Source organism: Micromonospora sp. NPDC051924 (assembly GCF_055586005.1).
In genome coordinates this window covers 1-19892 of the sequence record NZ_JBVJJA010000034.1, presented here as the reverse complement: position 1 = coordinate 19892, position 19892 = coordinate 1, and the positions used below count along the sequence as shown (strand labels likewise).

Here is a 19892-nt window from a genome sequence, read left to right as displayed (position 1 = left end):
TTCGCGGCACCGGCCTCGCCGGCCCGCTCGTGACGGCCGGTCCGAAACCGAGTCTTCCATGCACCGACACCCCGCGGTGGCCGAGGTCACGCTCTCATTCCGGTACCGGTCGATCCCGTGCGGGGTGAGGATCGAAGGGAAAGCGCCGGAACTCCGGCGTGTGGAAGTCGTGAAGGGATGACACCGTGACCGAACGTGTCGCCGTGGACATGTGGTTCGACCCGCTGTGCCCGTGGGCGTGGATCACCTCCCGTTGGCTGCTGGAGGTCGAGCAGGTCCGGGACGTGGAGATCCGCTTCCACGTGATGAGCCTCTCCGTGCTCAACGAGGGGCGCGACCTGCCCGAGCAGTACCAGGACCTGATGTCGAAGGGCTGGGGCCCGGTGCGCGTCTGCATCGCCGTGGAGCAGGCGCACGGCGGGGAGACGCTGGCGAAGCTCTACACCGCCATGGGCACCCGGATCCACCTGGGCAAGGAGGAACTCGGCCGGGACATGCTGGTCGGCGCGCTGACCGACGTCGGGCTGGACCCGGCGCTCGCCGACGCCGCCGACTCCACCGAGTACGACGAGGCGCTGCGGGCCAGCCACGAGGCGGGCATGCGGCCGGTCGGCCAGGACGTGGGCACCCCGGTGATCCACGCGCCCGGCCCGGACGGCCGGCAGGTCGCCTTCTTCGGCCCGGTGATCACGCCCGCGCCGAAGGGCGAGGCGGCCGGCAAGCTCTGGGACGGCGTCCTGCTGGTCGCCGGCACCCCCGGCTTCTACGAGCTGAAGCGCACCCGCGAGCAGGGCCCCATCTTCGACTGAGGTGCGAGGAAGGGACCCTTCCCGGCACCCAGAGCCCTGCACCGCCCGGCGTGACCCGGGCGGTGCAGGGCTCGTTTGACCAGGTGTCCCAGCCGGCGGCCGTCCAAGCCGCACCCCGGCAGCTCCTGGAGGCGTTCCCATGGCTAAGCACCGCCGCCTGTCCGACGACACGCCGCAGCCGGCGACCGAGGACTCCGGTGCGACGTACTGGTCCGTGGCCGAGGGCGACTGGCCGGCCCTCCGGCCGACCCTGCCCGCCGAGATGATGGACCTGCTGGCCCCGCCGATCGTGGTCGGCGTGGCGCGCGTGGTGGCCACCTCCCGGATGACCCCGCCCGCCGACGCGGGCCTCCCGTCCCGGGTCCCCGGCCCGACCCGCACCGGCACCACTGCGGGCCGGCCGGCCGCGGCCGGAGCCACGACGGTACGGCTGAACGCCGGCACCACCTCCCGCCCGGCCACCCCGCCGGCCGGCCGGCGCCCCGCCGCCGGCCGCCACCGAGGCACCGACCGCCCGGCCTGACCGGTGTCAGGAAGGGGCCCCTGCTCGACGCCGGGCGGCGACGAGGCGCCCCCTTTCATCTGGTGGACGGGGTGAGGGTCCGGCACCGGTACGGCGGGGGCGCGGGTAGCGTCAGCGGGCATGACGGTCGTGCATCCGATCGCCCGGGCCTGGATCACCACTGGCGGCACCGGCGCGCAGAACTACGACGAGTTCGCCGACGACGCGGAGATCACCGCCATCGTCGAGGCGAACCCGCACAGTGCCCTGGGCATCGAGATGCCCCACCGGGCGCCGGAGAGTCTCGGGAAGTCGTTCCTCGACGCGCTCCCCGACGCGGTGGCCCGTCTCGCCGAGGCCAAGGCGGACGGCAGCTACACCCCGGCCGAGCAGGTCGTGGTGCTCTACCGGATCAGCGCGCCGGGCGAGGAGACCGCGTACGGCCTGTTCGCCATGGTCGACACCGACCAGATCTCCACCCGGGCCGACGAGCCCGGCCTGGTGATCCGCAACGAGGACGTCTTCATCGCCAAGGTGCGGGAGCGGGTCGCCCTCGCCGAGGCGCTCGGCCACCTGCTCTCGCCCGTACTCCTGCTGCAGACCGGGCGCGGCGACGAGCTGCACGCCGCGCTCGCGGCGGCGACCGAGGCGGCCGGCGTGCCCGCCGCCACCGACGTCGACCAGGCCGGGCGGACGCACGCCATCTGGCTGCTCGGCCCGGGGCCGGCGCAGGACGAGCTGACCGCCCTGGCCGGCGGCGGCGAGCTGGTGGTCGCGGACGGCAACCACCGCAGCCTGGCCGCGCAGACCGGCGGCTTTCCGCGCTTCCTGTCGGTGATCACCACGCCGGCGTCGGTCGCCATCCAGCCCTACAACCGGCTGGTCAGTGAGCTGACCACCACCCCGGCGGAGCTGCTCGACCGGCTCCGCGCCGCCGGCGCGGAGATCACCCCGGTCGACGGCCCGGTCGAGGTCCCGGCGGCCGGCGGCGCCGTGCAGCTCCACCTCGCCGGCCAGGGGTATGCGGTGACGCTGCCGCACGTCGGCGGCGGCCGGCTGGAGAACCTCGACCACGCGCTGGTCGAACGGCTGCTGCTGCGGGACGCGCTCGGCCTGGACCCGGGCGACAAGCGGATCACGTACGTGGGCGGCGACTACCCGGCGAGCTGGCTCACCGGCGAGGTCGACGCCGGCCGGGCCGAACTCGCCGTCCTCGTCGCGCCGGTCACCGTGGACGACTTCGTCGCGGTCAACCTGGCCCGGGAGAAGATGCCGCGCAAGAGCACCTGGTTCACTCCGAAGGCGCGGGCCGGGCTGGTGGTCGCCGAGCTGCCGCAGTGATCCTGTGACGAATCCGCCTCCGTGCCGCCGCCCGCGCGCCGGCACGCCGGCGGGCCTGTCAGACTGCGCGGTATGCGCGTCTACCTGGGATCCGATCACGCCGGTTTCGAGCTGAAGGTGCACCTGGCCAACCACCTGGCCACGCAGGGGTACGAGGTGGTCGACGTCGGCCCGCACGCCTTCGACCCGGACGACGACTACCCGGCGTTCTGCCTGCACACCGGTGACCGGGTGGTCGGTGACCCGGGCAGCCTCGGGGTGGTCATCGGCGGCTCCGGCAACGGCGAGCAGATCGCCGCCAACAAGATCGCCGGCGTCCGCGCCGCGCTCGCCTGGAACATCGACACCGCGCAGCTCGCCCGGGAGCACAACGACGCCAACATCGTCGCGGTGGGCGCCCGCCAGCACACCCTGGACGAGGCGACCGCCCTGGTCGAGGCGTTCCTGACCACGCCGTTCTCGGGCAACCCCCGGCACGCCCGGCGGATCGCCCAGATGGCCGAGTACGAGCAGACCCGCCAGCTCCCCGACCTGCCCGCCTGACGCCGTTCGCGCCGCGCGTGGCGCGCGTCCGTCGTGACGCGCGCCCGTCGTGACGTCGGTCGGCGGGCCGGCGGTCAGCGGCCGGTGCGGGGCAGTTCGTCGCGGGGGATCCAGTTGCGGCGCACGATCACGACGCGGGCCTCGGCCTCGGCCAGGTCCGCGTCGGTCGGCCGGGCCGCGTCCCGGGCCCGCAGCGCGGCGGTCACGCTGACCTGGGACGACCCCGAGCCGACCAGCCCGCGCAGCCCGCGCTCGCCGTCCTCGGAGCCGGGCCCGGTGCGGCGGGGCCGGACCTCCGACGACTCCAGCTCGGCGCGTCTGGCGCCGCGCGGCGACCTGGAGCCGTCGTCCGACGAGTCCAGCTCGGCGCGTCTGGCGCCGCGCGGCGACCTGGAGCCGTCGTCGTCGTGCACCGCGGACGTGGTCGCGGTTGCCCCGTCCGCGTCCGGCGTGCCACCGTCCCCGTGGTGCCGCAGCCGCCGTCGCCGCCGCTCCGCATCACCCATCCCCCGACCGTACCGCCCCCGCCACCGAACGGCGTCCGCCTCCCACGGCTCCGCCCGTCCCGCGATCATGAAGTTGGCGGTGACGAACGGGGCGAATCGCGCGGCCAACCTCATGATCGACGCGGTGGACCTGCGGCGGACCGCGGCAGGGCGGTCAGAAGACGTCCGTGGGGGCGGGGGCGCGGTGCCAGGCGAAGGCGGCAGCCGATGCCGCGACGGTCCCCGGGACGAGTTCCCGCATCCGGCCGGCGGCGGCGAGCGTGCCCAGCCCGGCCCCGCCCAGATAGAGCGCGCCGAGCGCGGACGCGTCGCCGGCGAGCTGGGCGGGTGCGGTGGTGGCGACGCACTCGGCCCCGGACGGGCCGCCGACCAGCCGCCACCGGCCGGAGTTTTCCGGCAGCAGTTCGTCGGTCACCTCGACCACCACGTCGACGTCGGTCGCGTACCGGCGGGCGGCCAGCGCGGCGGGCACGTCGACCACCCTGACCCAGAGCGCGTCGGCCAGCTGAGCGCCCAGCTTGCGTGGCTCGTTCACCAGCCAGAACAGCGGCTCGTCCACGGCGGCGGTCTGGAACGACAGCCGCCGGGTCAGGTCGATCGAGAGCAGCAACCGCCACAGCGCCAGATACGCCTCCGGGGTCGCGGCGACCACCTCGTCGACCCGGACCTCGCCACGCGGGCCGCGCCGGCCCCACTCCTCCTTCGTCCGGTAGAGCGCGTACCCGTCGACGCCGTCCGGCCCGTCGTGCAGCAGCACCCGGCGCTCGGTCGCCCCCTCCCGCAGGCTCTTGACGTCGGCCAGCAGGCACGTCCACCAGCGCTCGTCCCGGCTCGACCAGCCGGGCCGGTCCGCGCGCACCCGGTCGTACAGCCGGACCAGCTCGGCCCGGTGCGCGGCCGGTCGGTCCAGGCGGAGGCCGCCCCCGGCGGACGCCGGTGCCGGCAGCCGCAGCTCGGCGGTGTCGCACTGCAAGGTGTAGCGCTGCGCGGCGAGCCCGTAGCCGAAGCGGGGGTAGATCCGGCCCTCGCTGGCCCAGAGCACCGCCACCGGCTCCCGGCCGGCGTCCCGGATCTCCCGCAACTGCCGGCGCATTAGGGTGGTGAGCAGCCCCCGCCGGCGGTGGGTGGGAAGGACGGAGACCATCGTCACGTGCGCCGCCGGCACGCTCGCGCCGGGCACCGCCAGCTCCCGGGTGTACGCGGTGGCGTGTGCCACAGCGACCCCGCCGTCGCGGACCAGCAGGGCCCGCTCCGGCTCGAAGAGCCCGCGTTGGAGCTCGACCACCTCGGCGACCGGCTCTTCGTGGAAGGCCAGGGACAGCAGGGCGGCGATCTCGTCGAAGTCCTCGGCCCTGGGCACCGTCACGTCCGTCATCGTCCGTGTGTAGCCCATCACGTCCGGGGTCGGCGACCGATTTGCCGGCTCGCTACCCTCGGAACCGTGGCCGGCGTCGGTCGAGGGGGAGGACACGAGATGGCGGACCAGACACAGCCGTGGGCCGAGCAGACCGTGGAGGTGCCGCCCCAGCCCGGCGTCGGGGTGGTGCCACCGCAACGGGACGGGTTCCAGCGCGGGGTGGCCCAGGTGGGGCAGCGCCGCACGCCCCGGACCGAGCAGTTTCCCGCCGTTGACCCGGCCGGGTGGGCGCGCGACTCCGCCCCGCGTCGGCCGATGAGCTGGCACCTGGCGCAGCTGCGCCGGGGCGGTGAGTGGAGCGCCGCCGGCGGGCTCTTCGCGTTCGTCTGCTGGGGCATCTGGGCGATCTCCGGCCGGGGCAACCTGGCCGCTCCGCTGCTCACCTTCGTGATCAGCCTGCTCACCGCGGTCGGCCTCTTCGCGCTCGCCCGCCTGGTCGGCCGGATCGTCTGGGAGCGGCAGCTCGGCCGGGTCCGCCGGACCGCCCGCGGCGCGCACCTGGTGACCGCGCTCTTCCTGGTCGGGGTGGGGGTGGCCTACCTGCAGCAGACCGAGTGGGTGGTCACCGCCTGGAACTGGGTCACCGGTAACTGACCCGCCGTGGCCGCGGGCGGGGCGGCTTTCCGCCGCCCGCCCGCCGGCCCGGTCGCGGTACGCCGCGACGCCGGTCGTCACTCCACCAGGACGCGGGTCGCATTACCCCACCCGGCTCGGTTCATCCGTCGCCCGGTGGACTGAGCCGGGACGCCGACCGTCCACCGGCCGGTCCGGGCCGTTCGGCGAGCCGGGGCGTGCTTCCGGCGCACCGATCCCGGTCGGCCGTCGTGTCCCACCACGACCGCCGCCCAGCATGGCGGCATGGGCGCGTATCGATCAGCGTACGAGCGGAGCATCGCCGACCCGGAGGGCTTCTGGCGGGCGGCGGCGCAGGACATCGACTGGTACCGGGCGCCGGAGCGGATCCTCGACGACAGCGCCGCGCCGCTGTACCGCTGGTTCCCGGACGGCGAGCTGAACACCTGCCACAACGCGCTCGACCGGCACGTCGCGGCCGGCCGGGGCGAGCAGCCGGCGCTGATTCACGACAGCCCGGTCACCGGCACGGTCCGCACCCTCACGTACGCCGAACTGCTGGCGCAGACCGCCCGGTTCGCCGGGGCGCTGCGCCGGCTCGGCGTGGGCCGGGGCGATCGGGTGCTGCTCTATTTCGCGATGGTGCCGGAGGCGGTGGTCGCCATGCTGGCCTGCGCCCGGATCGGCGCGGTGCACTCGGTGGTCTTCGGCGGCTTCGCGGCGCACGAACTGGCCGTCCGGATCGATGACGCCCGGCCGAAGGTGGTCGTCGCCACCTCCTGCGGCATCGAGGTGGACCGGGTCGTGCCGTACCACCCGATCCTCGCCGCCGCCCTCGACGAGGCGACCCACGCCCCGGAGCGCTGCGTGGTCGTGCAGCGCCCCCAGGAACCCGCCCCGCTGGTCGCCGGGCGCGACCTCACCTGGGACGAGGCGATGGCGGACGCCGAGCCGGTCGACTGCGTGCCGGTGGCCGCCACCGACCCGCTCTACATCCTCTACACCTCCGGCACCACCGGCCGGCCCAAGGGCGTGGTGCGGGACAACGGCGGGCATGCCGTGGCACTGCATTGGTCGATGCGGAACGTCTACGGCATCGAGCCCGGCGAGGTCTTCTGGGCCGCCAGCGACGTGGGCTGGGTGGTCGGCCACTCCTACATCGTGTACGCGCCGCTGCTCACCGGCGCGACCACCGTGCTCTACGAGGGCAAGCCGGTCGGCACCCCGGACGCCGGCGCGTTCTGGCGGGTGACCGCGCAGCACCGCGTCGCCGCGCTGTTCACCGCGCCCACCGCGATCCGGGCGATCCGCCGGCAGGACCCCGAGGGCGCGCTCATCTCCGGGTACGACCTGACCGGTCTCCGTACCCTCTTCCTGGCCGGTGAGCGGCTCGACCCGGACACCTGGGCCTGGGCGGGGGAGCGGCTCGGCGTACCGGTGGTGGACAACTGGTGGCAGACGGAGACGGGCTGGCCGGTGGCGGCCAACCCGCGCGGCCTGGAGCCACTGCAGATCAAGCCCGGCTCCCCGTCGGTGCCCGTCCCCGGCTACGACGTCCGGGTGGTCGACGGTACCGGCCGAGAGGTGCCGGCCGGCACCGACGGCTCGATCGTGATCCGGCTGCCCCTGCCGCCCGGCTGCCTGCCCACCCTGTGGGGCGACGACGAGCGGTACGTCCGCTCCTACCTCGCCACCTTCCCCGACCACTACCTGACCGGCGACGGCGGGCGGTTCGACGACGACGGCTACCTCTACGTGATGGGCCGCACCGACGACGTGATCAACGTGGCTGGGCACCGGCTCTCCACCGGTGCGATGGAGGAGGTGCTGGCCGGGCACCCGGCGGTCGCCGAGTGCGCGGTGATCGGAGTTGCCGACGCGCTCAAGGGCCAGGTGCCCAGCGGGTACGTGGTGCTCAAGGCCGGTGCCGAGGTCGACCCGGACGCGCTCGCCGGTGAGCTGGTCGCATTGGTCCGGCAGCGGATCGGGCCGGTGGCCGCGTTCCGCCGGGTGACCGTGGTGCCGGCGCTGCCCAAGACCCGCTCCGGCAAGATCCTCCGCCGGACCATGCGCGGCCTGGTCGAGGGGCGGGACGAGCCGGTGCCGGCCACCATCGACGATCCGTCGACGCTGGCGGTCTTCCGCGAGCTGGGCGCCGACCCGGCCTGACTCAGCCGGCGAACCGATACACCACGAACTCCTTCTCGGTGCCGCAGGCGATCACCTCGGTGTTCCACGAGCAGGATTCGCTCCGTACGCCCTTGAGCTCCCCCATCTCGACCGGCTCCGCGACGTCCACCGCCATCCCGGCCACGCTGCGGTCGTCCTCGGCGGTGCTCGGCGCCTTGGCGAAGAGCAGCACGTTGCCGGCGTCCAGCCGGGCCGCCACCCCGCCCCGGTCCCGCAGCACCGGGGTGCCGTCCTCGGCGAACAGGGTCACCGTGGCCTGCGGGGTGTCCCGCCCGGCGAGCAGGTGCTCGCCCAGCGGCACCAGCGTCTCGGCCTGCGGAGCGGGCCAGCTCCGCCTCTTCTTGCCCTCGCTGACCGCCACCACCCTCGTCGAGTCGGCGCCGGCTTCCGGCACCTCCAGCAGGCAGGCCCGGTGCTCGCCGCAGGTGACCAGGGACCTCGCCCGGGCGCCCTCGTCGCTCGTGTAGAGCGTGGCGGGCTCGCCGAGGCTGCCCAGGTCGTAGGAGAGCAGCCGGAAGCCCCGGTTGTCCTCGACGACGTAGAGCCGGTCGTCCCGGGCCGCCATCGGGTCGTCGACGTCGGCGACGTTCTTCCGGCTGCGAACGATCTTCCCGCTGTCCAGCTCGATGACCCGCACCGAGCGGTCCGCCCCCACCTGGACCAGCCGGTCGGCGTCGCCGAGCCACGGCGCGCGGGGCGTGCCGTCCAGGTCCGCCGGGCCGCTCAGCGCCTCGGCCGTGCGAACGGGCAGCACCGTGGTGCGCGCGTCCCCGTACTCGTTGCGCGGGTTGTCCTGCCGCCACTGCTCGTGGCGGTCGCTGAGCCGCAGCCCGACCAGCCGGTCACCGGTCCGGTCGAGCCAGACCGCGGTGTGGGCGGTGAAGTACAGGTCGTCGTCGCCGTGGATGCTGAGCACCCACCGCTGCTTGCCGGAGCCGTCGAGCACCACCAGGTCGCGGGGGGTGCTGTCGCCGGAGGCGTCGGCGAACACCGCGATCCCGTCGGGCAGCGCCCGGATCCCCGCCCACCGCTCCGCCGTCGCCAGGGTCTGCTTCTTCCACACCTGATCACCCGTGGTGGTGTCGACCGCCACCACCTCGAGGCGGTCGTCCGGCAGGGGATGGGCCAGGTACGCGCGGTCGGCCAGCACCGCGGTGAACATCTCGGTCGGCCGCTCCTCGCCGGCCTGCTCCCGGGCGATCTCCGTGGGGTTGTGGAACTCCAGGGCCGGATAGCGGTCCCGGAACACCCACCACAGGCTCGTCGCCAGCACGGCGACCACCACCACGCCGGCGGCCAGCGCGAGCCAGCGGACCCGCCGGCCGCGCCCCGATCCGCCGGCGGGCGCGGGGGAGACCGGGGCCCCGCCGGGTACGCCGGGCGGCGGCCCGCCGGCCCCCGGATGCCCGGCCGGCGCCGGCTGTGCGCCGAACCCGGGAGACGCGGCGGCTCCCGGGTAGCCGGCGTATCCGGACCCGCCGCCGGCGTGTCCGGGGTGTCGGGGCGGGGCATCGGGGTGTCCGGCGGGTGCGGGTCCACTGCCCGGGTACCCGACGTATCCGGGCGCGGCGCCGGGTGGCGCGGCGTATCCGCTCGGGGCGCCCGGCGGGGTCGGCCCGGCGGCGTCGGCGACCAGGGTGCCGTGCGGGCCGGCGGCCGGCGCGGCGCTCACCGGGGCCGCGCCGTGCTCCAGCAGCGTGCCGTGCGGCCCGGGCGCCGGCTCGGTGGGCCGGGTGTCCGGGGGACCGGCCGGGGCCGGCACGACCGGCGCGGGCCGCCCACTCCGGCGGAGCAGCGGCAGGTCGGTCAGCGCGCCCTCGGCGACCGGCAGTTCGGGCTGCTCCAGGACGGTCGGGGCGATCGTCAGGTCGGCATGGAGCAGCCGGGCCACCAGCGGCACCCGGGTCGACCCGCCGACCAGGAAGAGACCGGAGAGCTGCCCGGGGGTCAGCCCGGCGGCGGCGACCACCTGCCGGGTCTCGGCCACCCCCCGGGCCAGCAGGGGCGCGGCGAGCCGTTCCAGGTCCTCCCGGGAGAGCTGCACCACCGCCTCCACCCCCGGTACGGCCACCGGCGCGACCATGGCCCGGGAGAGCATCTCCTTCGCACCGCGCACGTTCTCCCAGAGCTGCTGCCGGTCCCGCCACTCGGCGGTGGTCTCCGGGTTGGTCAGCCGGGCCCACCGCCGCGGATGCGCCGGGGCGACCAGTTCGCCGAGCCGCCGCAGCAGCGCGGCGTCCAGATCCAGCCCGCCGAGGTCGGCGACCCCGCCGGTGGCGACCAGGTGAAAGCCCGAGTCGCCCCACGGGTCGGCGCCCTCGTTGCGCAGCACCGCCACGTCCAGGGTGCCGCCGCCGAAGTCGAAGACCGCGATCGAGCCGCCCACCGGCACCGGCCGGCGCAGGACCTGGGTGTAGTAGCGGGCCGCGGCCACCGGCTCGCGCAGCAGGCGGGTGCCGGGCGCGATCGGGGCGGACAGGGTGTGCTCGGCGGCAGAGGGCCAGCCGGCCAACTCCAGCGCGTCGTGCAGCACCTGCCGGCGCGGTGCCGCCCAGGCCGCCGGGTGGGTGACGACCGCCGGCGGGAGAAAGCCCACCGTGGCCACCGCGGCGTCGGCGACCGCCCGCAGCGTCGCCGCCAGCAGCTCCGCCGGCCGGTACGCTCGCCCGCCCAGCTCGACCGTCTCCTCGTCGACCCGGCGCTTGGGGTTCGCTTCGTACCGGGTCGGATCCGCCTGGGCCAGCCGCTGGGCGTCCCGCCCGACGTGCAGCCGCCCCTCGGAGTCGGCGTAGACGCCGGAGGGGAGGATCGGGTGCCCGTCCACCAGCAGCGGGCGGGTCCGCCCGTCCGGCCAGCGCAGCACGGCGACGGTGTTCGAGGTGCCGAGGTCGACGGCGAGGGCGTACCCGTCCTGCTGGCCTGACATCCGTGCCTACCTCCACCCGACGAGGGGATGCCCGGCCCCGCATCGTACGCAGCCCCCACCGTGCGTCGATCTCCGGCGAGGGCGTGCCGGCCGGGAGCCGCAGCCGGAAATCCACTTTGTGCCCGGTGAGACCATGCCCGCGTGAACAAGATCCCCACACTGTTCCGCCGCGACCCGGACGACCGCAAGCGCGTCCTGCCCGAGGCCAACCCCGTCTGCCAGTGGGTCCTCGACGGTGAGGGAACACCGACGCGGAAGTACGACGGCACCTGCGTGCTGTTCGACGAGGACGGCACCTGGTGGGCCCGGCGCGAGGTGCGGCCGGGCCGGACCCGGCCGCCCGGCTACCGGCCGGTGATGACCGACGAGGTCACGGGCAAGACCGTGGGCTGGGAGCCGATCGCGCAATCGCCGTACGCGAGGTACCACGCCGAGGCCCTCGCCGGCTCGCCCGGACGGCGGCGCCCCGGCACCTACGAGCTGATCGGCCCGAAGATCAACGGGAATCCCGAAAGCGTGCCGGGCCATGTCCTCATTCCACACGAGGACGCGGAGAAGCTGGACGTGCCGCGGGACCTGGCCGGCCTGCGCGACTGGCTGCTGGCGCACCCGCAGTACGAGGGCATCGTCTGGCACCACCCCGACGGCCGGCGGGCCAAGTTGAAGCACCGCGACTTCGCCTGAGCTGGCGGCCCTGGCCGTCGACGCCGGAGCGGGCGACGGGAATCGAACCCGCACCGTCAGTCGCGTGATTCGCGGCCGGGGGTGCTGGGACCGGCAGGTAACCGGACGCGGCCGCCCCTGCTCAGCTCGTCTGATCGATGATCTTCTCGAGCGCGCTCGCGAGGTGGCGGCGCTCTGAGTACGACCTCGATGGCGCCGTCGCCGACGATGCGACGTGGTTGCGCGAGCACGACCGTTGATCTGGGGGCGGACGGGCCCAGGTGCCGCGATCGTGCGGTCTGCCTGGGCCGTCGTGGGTGGAGCGGGCGACGGGAATCGAACCCGCACCGTCAGTTTGGAAGACTGAAGCTCTGCCATTGAGCTACGCCCGCAGTCACCCCGCTGTCACGGGGCGCGCGAGACAGCCTACCGAATCCCGGAACCGGACGCGCAGCCCCGTACCCCGCGTCGCACCCCCATGATCCGCACAACTTCCCGGAAAGAGGCCCCTCCCGGCGGCCGGAGGCGACACTTTCCCTGAAAGTGCGGCCTCCGGCCGCAGCGGATGCGGCCTCCCGGGCGCCACCCCTGCGGCCTCCCGGCCGGCGGGGGCCCGGGCAGGGAAGCCGCGCGGGCGGCCCGGTGACGGTCCGGGGGGCGCGGACGGCATACACTTCTCGTCGCCACGGGGTGTGGCGCAGCTTGGTAGCGCACTCGCTTTGGGAGCGAGGGGCCGTGGGTTCAAATCCCGCCACCCCGACTGTCGTTCGCGACCGGCCCGTCCCGGGAACCGCCGATTTTTCCGCGCGGTACCCGGGCGCTGCCGATGCAGCAGGTCGGCTCGCCTACACTCGATGCGCGCAATCACGCCCAGACTTCAACAACAGATCCGTCAAGGAGTACGCCTGTGAAGAGCACCGTCGAGACTCTGAGCCCGACGCGCGTGCGGCTCGCCATCGAGGTGCCGTTCGTCGAGCTCGAGCCGAGCCTCAAGAAGGCGTACCGGGAGATCGGCCAGCAGGTCCAGGTTCCCGGCTTCCGCCGGGGCAAGATTCCGGCCGCGGTCATCGACCAGCGGGTGGGTCGGGGCACCGTCCTCAACGAGGCGGTGCAGGAGGCGATCCCGCAGAACATCCTCGCCGCGGTCCGCGAGCACGATCTGAAGACCCTCGGCCGTCCGGAGGTCGAGATCACCGAGTTCAACGACGGTGACTCGCTCAACTTCACCGCCGAGGTCGACGTCCGTCCGGAGATCACCCTGCCGGACCCGGCCACCATCGAGGTGACCGTCGACGAGATCCAGGTCGCCGACAGCGAGCTCGACGAGCAGGTCAACAGCCTGCGCGAGCGGTTCGCCACGCTGAAGACCGTCGAGCGGGCCGCCCAGGAGGGCGACTACGTCCAGATCGATCTGAACGCCACCGTCGACGGCGAGGACGTGCCCGGCGGCCAGGCGAGCAACATCTCGCACGAGGTCGGCAGCAAGCAGCTCCTGCCGGGTCTGGACGAGGCCGTGGTCGGCCTGGCCGCCGGCGACAGCACCACCTTCTCCACCCAGCTGGTCGGCGGCGATTTCGCCGGCCGGGACGCCGAGGTGGCGGTGACCGTCCGCACGGTCAAGGAGAAGGAGCTGCCCGAGCTCAACGACGACTTCGCCCAGCTGGCGAGCGAGTTCGACACGATCGAGGAGCTCCGCGACGACCTGCGCGAGCGGGTCACCCGCGGCAAGCAGGTCGAGCAGATCTACGCCGCCCGGGACAAGGCTCTCGAGCAGATGGTCGCCACCGCCGAGGTGCCGGCGCCGGAGGGTGTCGTCAAGGAGGAGGTCGAGAGCCGCAAGGCCGCGATGGTCGACCAGCTCGAGCGGATCGGCGCCTCCCTGGAGGAGTACCTCGCCGCCGAGGAGAAGACCGAGGAGCAGATCGACGCCGAGCTGACCGAGGCGGCGACCGACGGTGTCAAGATCCAGCTCCTGCTGGACACCCTCGCCGACGCCGAGGACGTGCAGGTCTCCGACGACGAGTTCGGCCACGAGATCGTGCACCGCGCGCAGCGCGCCGGCATGGCCCCGCAGCAGTACTACGACCAGCTGGTCCGCTCCGGTGCCGCCGCGGCCGTCTTCGGCGACGTCCGTCGGGGCAAGGCGCTCGCCTCGGTGATGGAGAAGATCAAGATCAAGGACTCGGCGGGCAACGAGGTCACCCTCGACGCGCTGCAGGCCCAGAACGAGGCCGAGCACAACCACGAGCACTGATCATCGGGTGTCGGCCGCCGTCCCGCGCTGCGCGCCGGGCGGCGGCCGAAACCCTTTTCCGGGTACGCCCCGAGGGTGACTGCGCTGAGAGCGAACAGTGCCCCGACCGGGAGTACGGCCCCCGGCCGAGCGGTTAGTGTCGGGTAGGACGGTACGGAGAGCGAAGGGCTGCCATGACCGACATGCACATCCCAGCGAAGCCGCTCCGGGCGATCGACGCCCGCGGTGGCGACACCATTGGCAACCTCGACGACTCGGTCTACAACCGGTTGCTCAAGGAGCGGATCATCTTCCTGGGCAGCGAGGTGACCGACCAGGTCGCCAACCGCATCTGCGCGCAGCTCCTGCTGCTCGCCGCGGAGGACCCGGACCGCGACATCAACCTCTGGATCAACTCGCCGGGTGGCTCGGTCTACTCCGGCATGGCGATCTACGACACGATGCAGTTCATCGACAACGACGTGTCGACCGTGGCGATGGGCATGGCCGCCTCCATGGGCCAGCTGTTGCTCTGCGCGGGCACCAAGGGCAAGCGCTACGCCCTGCCGCACGCGCGGATCATGATGCACCAGCCCTCCGGTGGCATGGGCGGCACGGCCGCCGACATCGCGATCCAGGCCGAGCAGATGCTCTACACCAAGCGGATGTTCCAGGAGCGGGTCGCCTTCCACACGGGTCGGAACGCCGCGGAGATCGAGGCGGACTCGGACCGCGACCGTTGGTTCACCGCCCAGGAGGCCATGGACTACGGCTTCATCGACAAGGTGATCACCGGAGCCGCTCAGGTTCCGGAAGGCGCCGGGACCCTGAGCTGACCGAGGAGCTGACGATGACCGACCTGAGCCTGCCGCCCCAGTTCGCGGCCGTGCACAACCGCTACGTTCTGCCGTCGTTCGTCGAGCGCACGTCGTACGGGATGAAGGAGTCCAACCCGTACAACAAGCTCTTCGAGGACCGGATCATCTTCCTCGGCGTCCAGGTGGACGACGCCTCGGCCAACGACGTGATGGCCCAGCTGCTGACGCTCGAGGGCACCGACCCGGACCGCGACATCATCATGTACATCAACTCGCCCGGTGGTTCGTTCACCGCCATGACGGCGATCTACGACACCATGCAGTACGTCCGTCCGGACATCCAGACGGTCTGCCTCGGCCAGGCGGCCAGCGCGGCGGCCGTGCTTCTGTCCGCGGGCACCCCGGGCAAGCGCATGGCGCTGCCCAACTCCCGGATCATCATCCACCAGCCGGCCACCGAGGGCGGCTACGGCCAGGGCTCGGACATCGAGATCCAGGCCCGGGAGATCCTGCGGATGCGGACGCAGCTGGAGACGATGCTCTCCCAGCACTGCGACCGACCGGTCGACCAGGTCCGCAAGGACATCGACCGTGACAAGATCATGACGGCCGAGGAGGCCAAGGATTACGGGCTGGTCGACACCATTCTGACCAGCCGCAAGAAGGGTCTGCTGGCGGCGCACGCCGCGAGCTGAGCAGTGTCAGGTCGGAGGTCGGCCGGGGCGTCGTTCCCGGCCGACCTCTGACACACCCGCTTTGGGGGTCGGAGAAACTCTCGCCAGCGGGTAACGTCGGGTCTGTACCGCTTCGCTGGGTCGGACCGGCAGGGTGGGACGACAGGACGGACGGGCGCCCGGGCGCCCGCAGGTCAGGGCCGGCGCTCCGGCCGACGAGTGCAGGGAGAACGTAGGTGGCACGGATCGGTGACGGCGGCGACCTACTGAAGTGCTCCTTCTGTGGCAAGTCGCAGAAGCAGGTCAAGAAGCTCATCGCGGGACCTGGCGTCTACATCTGCGACGAGTGCATCGATCTCTGCAACGAGATCATCGAAGAGGAGCTGGCCGAGTCCGGCGAGGTGAAGTGGGAAGAGCTTCCCAAGCCGATGGAGATCTGCCAGTTCCTCGACAACTACGTCGTCGGCCAGGAGCAGGCCAAGAAGGCGCTCGCCGTCGCGGTCTACAACCACTACAAGCGGATCCAGGCCGAGTCGGCCGGTGCCCCGGGCTCCGGTAACGACGGCGTCGAGCTGGCCAAGTCCAACATCCTGCTGCTCGGTCCCACCGGCTGCGGCAAGACCCACCTGGCGCAGACGCTGGCCCGGATGCTCAACGTCCCGTTCGCCATCGCGGACGCCACCGCGCTCACCGAGGCGGGGTACGTCGGCGAGGACGTGGAGAACATCCTCCTCAAGCTGATCCAGGCGGCCGACTACGACATCAAGCGGGCCGAGACCGGGATCATCTACATCGACGAGGTCGACAAGATCGCCCGTAAGTCGGAGAACCCGTCGATCACCCGGGACGTCTCCGGCGAGGGCGTGCAGCAGGCGCTGCTGAAGATGCTCGAGGGCACGGTGGCCAACGTGCCGCCGCAGGGCGGGCGCAAGCACCCGCACCAGGAGTTCATCCAGATCGACACCACCAACGTGCTGTTCATCTGCGGTGGCGCCTTCGCCGGGCTCGACCAGATCATCGAGGCCCGCACCGGCTCCGGGGGGACCGGCTTCGGCGCCCGGCTCCGGTCGGTCTCCGAGCGGTCGACCGATGACATCTTCAGCCAGGTCATGCCGGAGGACATGCTCAAGTTCGGCCTGATCCCCGAGTTCATCGGCCGGCTTCCCGTGATCACCAGTGTGCGCAGCCTCGACCGCACCGCTCTGGTGCGGATCCTCACCGAGCCGCGCAACGCCCTGGTCCGGCAGTACCAGCGCCTCTTCGAGCTGGACGGCGTCGAGCTGGAGTTCGAGCCGGCTGCGCTGGAGGCCATCGCCGACCAGGCCATGCTCCGCGGCACGGGCGCCCGTGGCCTGCGGGCGATCATGGAAGAGGTCCTGCTCTCCGTGATGTACGAGGTGCCGAGCAACCCCGACGCCGCCCGGGTGCTGATCACCCGCGAGGTCGTCCTGGAGAACGTGAACCCGACCATCGTGCCCCGCGAGTTCACCGGTCGCCGGGCTCGTCGGGACCGCGAGGAGAAGTCGGCCTGAGCCCGCTCCGACCGCGCCCGGGCTCAGCTCGGGCGCGGTCCGCGTGAGCGGGTCCGTCGGTCCCACTCGCCCGACGGGGTGACCACCACCATCACCAGCCGCAGTGGCTCCGCACCTGCCGTGCGGTAGCCGTGCTCCCGGTCGGCGAGGAATTCGATCGTCTCCCCGGCCCGTACGTCGTGGTCGACGCCGTCCACGGTCACGGTGGCTGTGCCGGCGAGCACATGCAGGATCTCCCGGGTGCCCCGCGGATGGTCGGGGGAGCTGTGCGCCTCGCCGGGCTCCAGTCGCCACTCCCAGAGTTCGACCAGGTCGGGTTCGCCGAGGCCGTTGAGCAGGCGGGCGGTGCCGCCCCGGTCGCCCCGCCAGAGCACCGGGGCCGCGTCGCTCGCGGAGATCCGTACGGTGCGCTCCTCGGCCGGCTCCAGCAGCCGGGCGATGCTGACCCCGAAGGCGTCGGCGACCCGACACAGCGTGCCGATGCTCGGGTTGGTCCGCGCCCCCTCGATCTGCACCAGCATGCCCTTGCTGACCCCGGACCGGCCGGCCAGCTCCTCGAAGGACCAGCCGCGGGTGGCCCGCAGCTCGCGCACCTGCCGTGCGACGGCGGAGGTCACCGCGCTCACCCGTCCGGTTCCGGCGTCGGTCATCACACTATCCTTCGCGGTTAATATTGTGGTACGACTGCCTGATGTTCCCCATTGTGCTCGCGGCGGTGTCCGCAGTCGCGTTCGGCACGGCCGACTTCTCCGGTGGCAAGGCCTCCCGGCGGGCCGACCCGATCGCCGTCACCGTGGTCTCGCAACTCCTCAGCGTGCCCTTGCTGCTGGCCCTCGTGCTGCTGGTGCCCGGCACGCCCCGCCCGCTCGACCTCGGTTGGGGACTGCTCGCCGGGGTGGCCGGCGCCGGCGGCGTGATGCTGCTCTACCGTGCCCTCTCGACCGGCATGATGGCCGTCGTCGCGCCGGTCACCGCGATCACCGCGGCGGTGGTGCCGATCGTCGCCGGACTGCTCACGGCCCACTCCCCGGGCACCCTGGCCCTCTTCGGCGCGGGCCTCGCCGTGGTCGCCATCGCCCTGGTCAGTCTGGGTGAGGGCGGCGTCTCCGGCCGGGTGTCGACCCGGGTGCTCGGCACGGCCCTCGGCGCGGGCCTGCTCTTCGGCGTCTTCTTCGCCCTGCTCGGCCAGGCCGACGCGGGCGCCGGCATGTGGCCCGTGCTCGCCGTACGGGTCAGCTCGATCGCGTTCGGCCTCGCCCTCGCCGCGCGTACCGGGGTGAACCTGCGGCTCGGGCGGCGGGTGCTCGGCTGGGCCGCGGCGGCCGGGCTGCTGGACTCCGCCGCGAACGCGCTCTACCTGGCCGCCGCCGCCCGGGGTCACCTGAGCATCGTCGCCGCCATCGCCTCGCTCTACCCGGCGAGCACCGTGCTGCTCGCGCTCGGCGTCGACCGGGAACGACTCCGGCCGGTCCAGCTGGCCGGCCTCGGCTTCGCCGCCGGCGCGCTGGTGCTGGCGACCATCTGAGCCTGTCGCCGGCCCGCCCCCGCCCGTACGCTGAGCCCCATGCGCGTCGCCGTCTGCCAGCTCAACGCCCGCGACGACCGAGAGGCGAACCTCGCCGCCGCCGAGGCCCTGCTGGTCAGGGCCGCGGCGGCCGGCGCCGACCTCGCCGTCCTCCCCGAGTACGTCGACTACCTCGGCCCGGGCGAGCGGATGCCACCGGCCGAGCCGGTGGACGGCGTGGTGGGCACCTTCTTCGCCGAGGTCGCCCGCCAGCTCGGCATCTGGGTGATCGCCGGGTCGTTCCACGAGGCCGGCCCCGATCCCGCGCACACCTGGAACACCTCGCTGGTCTTCGACCGTTCCGGAGTGCTCGCCGCCGGCTACCGCAAGATCCATCTGTACGACGTGGAGATCCCCGGCCGGGTGTCGTACCGGGAGTCGGCGACGGTCGCGCCGGGCGACCAGCCGGTGGTGGTCGACGTCGAGGGCCTGCGGGTCGGTCTCTCGATCTGCTACGACCTGCGCTTTCCCGAGCTCTACCGGCGGCTGGCCGCGGACGGCGGGGCCGAGCTGCTGGTGGTGCCCGCCGCGTTCATGATGCACACCGGCCGGGACCACTGGGAGGTCCTGCTCCGAGCCCGGGCGATCGAGAACCAGTGCTACGTCGCGGCCGCCGGTCAGACCGGGGACCATGAGCCGGCGCGGACCTGCTTCGGGCGCAGCATGGTGGTGGACCCGTGGGGGACGGTGCTCAGCCAGGTCCCCGACGGACCGGGGCTCGCGGTCACCGAGCTGGACCTGGACCGGCTGCGGACGATCCGCGCCGAGCTGCCCAGCCTGGCCAACCGTCGGCTCTGAGCCCCGGTCAGCTCTCCAGCAGTACGCCCACCACGGTGAAACCCACGATCGCCACGGCGGTCACCACGAGGGCCGTGGTCATCCGGGAGGGGCCGCGCTGGGCCAGGCGCCGGAGCGACAACAGGACGACGACGAGTACGAAGGCGCCGATGACCAGCTGCCAGAACGGCAGCAGCAGGCCGAGTAGGGCCTCCTCGGCGAGCGTGGTCGCCGCAGGCAGCCGGGACACGTCATCCATGTCGAACACTCTGGCACGGGATGGCTCGCGCTGACCCCCTTCGATCGGCGGCTTCCGCCGTCCGTCGTCCGCCGGAGGCGGCCGCAAGGCAATGACGATCATTGATTTGCCTTCTCGGAGCCGTCCGCGTAACTTTCTCTCTGCACGCGGGAGGCCGGACAAACTGGCCGAGAACGGGCGCCAGGCTGGTGGCGGAGACGCCGAGCCAGACTGAGGATCCGGGCGGTGCGAGACACTCCGAGAAAACGGAGTTGCGATCGCGAAGCCGACCGGGTAGAGTTCGAAGGCCGGCAGGGAGCCGGGCGGGTGGCCGCGAGAGCGGCGCCGGCCGGTCCGCCGGAATCCACGACAGCAACGACCGCCGGATACGGCGTGCGTCAGCGTGGTTCGGACTGACCAAGTTGATCACCTCAGACGCGAGGTTGACAGCGAAAGTCGGACCGGGTAGGTTGGAGAGGTTGCCCCGGATGGGGGTTCTACGGTAGTAGGGCTTCTGGATGGTGTGTGGTTGTTCTTTGAGAACTCAACAGGGTGCTTGATAAGCCAGTGCCAATTTGATTTATAC

General features: G+C 72.9%; 18 protein-coding genes and 2 tRNA genes. 14 read left to right on the top strand and 6 right to left on the bottom strand.

Annotated elements, in window-relative coordinates; all coding sequences use genetic code 11:
* Positions 1-185 precede the first annotated feature (185 nt).
* The 4 genes from ACZ6S5_RS24405 to ACZ6S5_RS24390 all read left to right on the top strand — a co-directional run bounded on the left by ACZ6S5_RS24405 (position 186) and on the right by ACZ6S5_RS24390 (position 3195).
* Positions 186-809, top strand: coding sequence for a mycothiol-dependent nitroreductase Rv2466c family protein (locus ACZ6S5_RS24405; protein WP_466004000.1), 624 nt, complete (start codon positions 186-188; stop codon positions 807-809).
* A 139-nt stretch (positions 810-948) separates the two neighbouring features.
* Positions 949-1332 carry a hypothetical protein gene (locus ACZ6S5_RS24400; protein ID WP_466003998.1) on the top strand — a complete coding sequence of 128 codons (384 nt, stop codon included), beginning with the start codon at positions 949-951 and terminating at the stop codon, positions 1330-1332.
* A gap of 120 nt (positions 1333-1452) precedes the next feature.
* Positions 1453-2652: a DUF1015 family protein gene (locus ACZ6S5_RS24395; RefSeq protein ID WP_466003997.1), complete on the top strand. Its 1200-nt coding sequence runs from the start codon at positions 1453-1455 to the stop codon at positions 2650-2652.
* Positions 2653-2724: 72 nt separating this feature from the next.
* A complete protein-coding gene (locus ACZ6S5_RS24390) occupies positions 2725-3195 on the top strand; it encodes a ribose-5-phosphate isomerase (RefSeq protein ID WP_466003995.1) in 471 nt (156 codons plus the stop codon).
* A 74-nt stretch (positions 3196-3269) separates the two neighbouring features.
* Here ACZ6S5_RS24390 and ACZ6S5_RS24385 read toward each other — a convergent pair whose 3' ends face one another.
* Positions 3270-3701: a hypothetical protein gene (locus tag ACZ6S5_RS24385; RefSeq protein ID WP_466003994.1), complete on the bottom strand. Its 432-nt coding sequence runs from the start codon at positions 3699-3701 to the stop codon at positions 3270-3272.
* 154 nt (positions 3702-3855) lie between these two features.
* Positions 3856-5076 carry a GNAT family N-acetyltransferase gene (locus ACZ6S5_RS24380; RefSeq protein ID WP_466003993.1) on the bottom strand — a complete coding sequence of 407 codons (1221 nt, stop codon included), beginning with the start codon at positions 5074-5076 and terminating at the stop codon, positions 3856-3858.
* 99 nt (positions 5077-5175) lie between these two features.
* Here ACZ6S5_RS24380 and ACZ6S5_RS24375 point away from each other — a divergent pair, with 99 nt between their 5' ends.
* On the top strand, positions 5176-5712 hold the full coding sequence (locus tag ACZ6S5_RS24375) for a hypothetical protein (RefSeq protein WP_466003991.1): 537 nt from the start codon (positions 5176-5178) through the stop codon (positions 5710-5712).
* Positions 5713-5976: 264 nt separating this feature from the next.
* The gene (locus ACZ6S5_RS24370; RefSeq protein ID WP_466003989.1) at positions 5977-7860 is read left to right on the top strand and encodes a propionyl-CoA synthetase; all 1884 of its coding nucleotides are present in this window, start codon (positions 5977-5979) and stop codon (positions 7858-7860) included.
* A gap of 1 nt (position 7861) precedes the next feature.
* Here ACZ6S5_RS24370 and ACZ6S5_RS24365 read toward each other — a convergent pair whose 3' ends face one another.
* Positions 7862-10807 carry an Hsp70 family protein gene (locus ACZ6S5_RS24365; RefSeq protein WP_466003988.1) on the bottom strand — a complete coding sequence of 982 codons (2946 nt, stop codon included), beginning with the start codon at positions 10805-10807 and terminating at the stop codon, positions 7862-7864.
* A 141-nt stretch (positions 10808-10948) separates the two neighbouring features.
* Here ACZ6S5_RS24365 and ACZ6S5_RS24360 point away from each other — a divergent pair, with 141 nt between their 5' ends.
* Positions 10949-11491, top strand: coding sequence for an RNA ligase 1 family protein (locus tag ACZ6S5_RS24360; protein ID WP_466003987.1), 543 nt, complete (start codon positions 10949-10951; stop codon positions 11489-11491).
* Positions 11492-11788: 297 nt separating this feature from the next.
* On the opposite strand, the gene ACZ6S5_RS24355 is transcribed toward ACZ6S5_RS24360, so the two are convergent.
* Positions 11789-11862, bottom strand: a tRNA-Gly gene (locus tag ACZ6S5_RS24355).
* A 294-nt stretch (positions 11863-12156) separates the two neighbouring features.
* Here ACZ6S5_RS24355 and ACZ6S5_RS24350 point away from each other — a divergent pair.
* From ACZ6S5_RS24350 to clpX, 5 genes are all read left to right on the top strand, one after another.
* Positions 12157-12230 (top strand) — tRNA-Pro (locus tag ACZ6S5_RS24350).
* A 147-nt stretch (positions 12231-12377) separates the two neighbouring features.
* Positions 12378-13724 carry a trigger factor gene (gene tig / locus ACZ6S5_RS24345; RefSeq protein ID WP_466003986.1) on the top strand — a complete coding sequence of 449 codons (1347 nt, stop codon included), beginning with the start codon at positions 12378-12380 and terminating at the stop codon, positions 13722-13724.
* Between the two features lie 173 nt (positions 13725-13897).
* A complete protein-coding gene (locus ACZ6S5_RS24340) occupies positions 13898-14539 on the top strand; it encodes an ATP-dependent Clp protease proteolytic subunit (protein ID WP_466003985.1) in 642 nt (213 codons plus the stop codon).
* Between the two features lie 14 nt (positions 14540-14553).
* A complete protein-coding gene (locus ACZ6S5_RS24335) occupies positions 14554-15216 on the top strand; it encodes an ATP-dependent Clp protease proteolytic subunit (protein WP_466003983.1) in 663 nt (220 codons plus the stop codon).
* A gap of 215 nt (positions 15217-15431) precedes the next feature.
* The gene (gene clpX / locus ACZ6S5_RS24330) at positions 15432-16727 is read left to right on the top strand and encodes an ATP-dependent Clp protease ATP-binding subunit ClpX (protein WP_466003981.1); all 1296 of its coding nucleotides are present in this window, start codon (positions 15432-15434) and stop codon (positions 16725-16727) included.
* A gap of 23 nt (positions 16728-16750) precedes the next feature.
* On the opposite strand, the gene ACZ6S5_RS24325 is transcribed toward clpX, so the two are convergent.
* Complete coding sequence (locus tag ACZ6S5_RS24325; RefSeq protein ID WP_466003979.1) at positions 16751-17377, bottom strand: helix-turn-helix domain-containing protein; 627 nt, start codon at positions 17375-17377, stop codon at positions 16751-16753.
* 41 nt (positions 17378-17418) lie between these two features.
* Between ACZ6S5_RS24325 and ACZ6S5_RS24320 the strand changes: the two genes are divergently transcribed.
* Complete coding sequence (locus ACZ6S5_RS24320) at positions 17419-18252, top strand: EamA family transporter (RefSeq protein WP_466003978.1); 834 nt, start codon at positions 17419-17421, stop codon at positions 18250-18252.
* 39 nt (positions 18253-18291) lie between these two features.
* Positions 18292-19089 (top strand): carbon-nitrogen hydrolase family protein, encoded by a 798-nt coding sequence (locus tag ACZ6S5_RS24315; protein ID WP_466003976.1) that lies wholly within the window; start codon positions 18292-18294, stop codon positions 19087-19089.
* 7 nt (positions 19090-19096) lie between these two features.
* Here the strand turns inward: ACZ6S5_RS24315 and ACZ6S5_RS24310 are convergent, their stop codons facing one another.
* Complete coding sequence (locus tag ACZ6S5_RS24310) at positions 19097-19327, bottom strand: hypothetical protein (protein WP_466003974.1); 231 nt, start codon at positions 19325-19327, stop codon at positions 19097-19099.
* Positions 19328-19892: the final 565 nt, after the last annotated feature.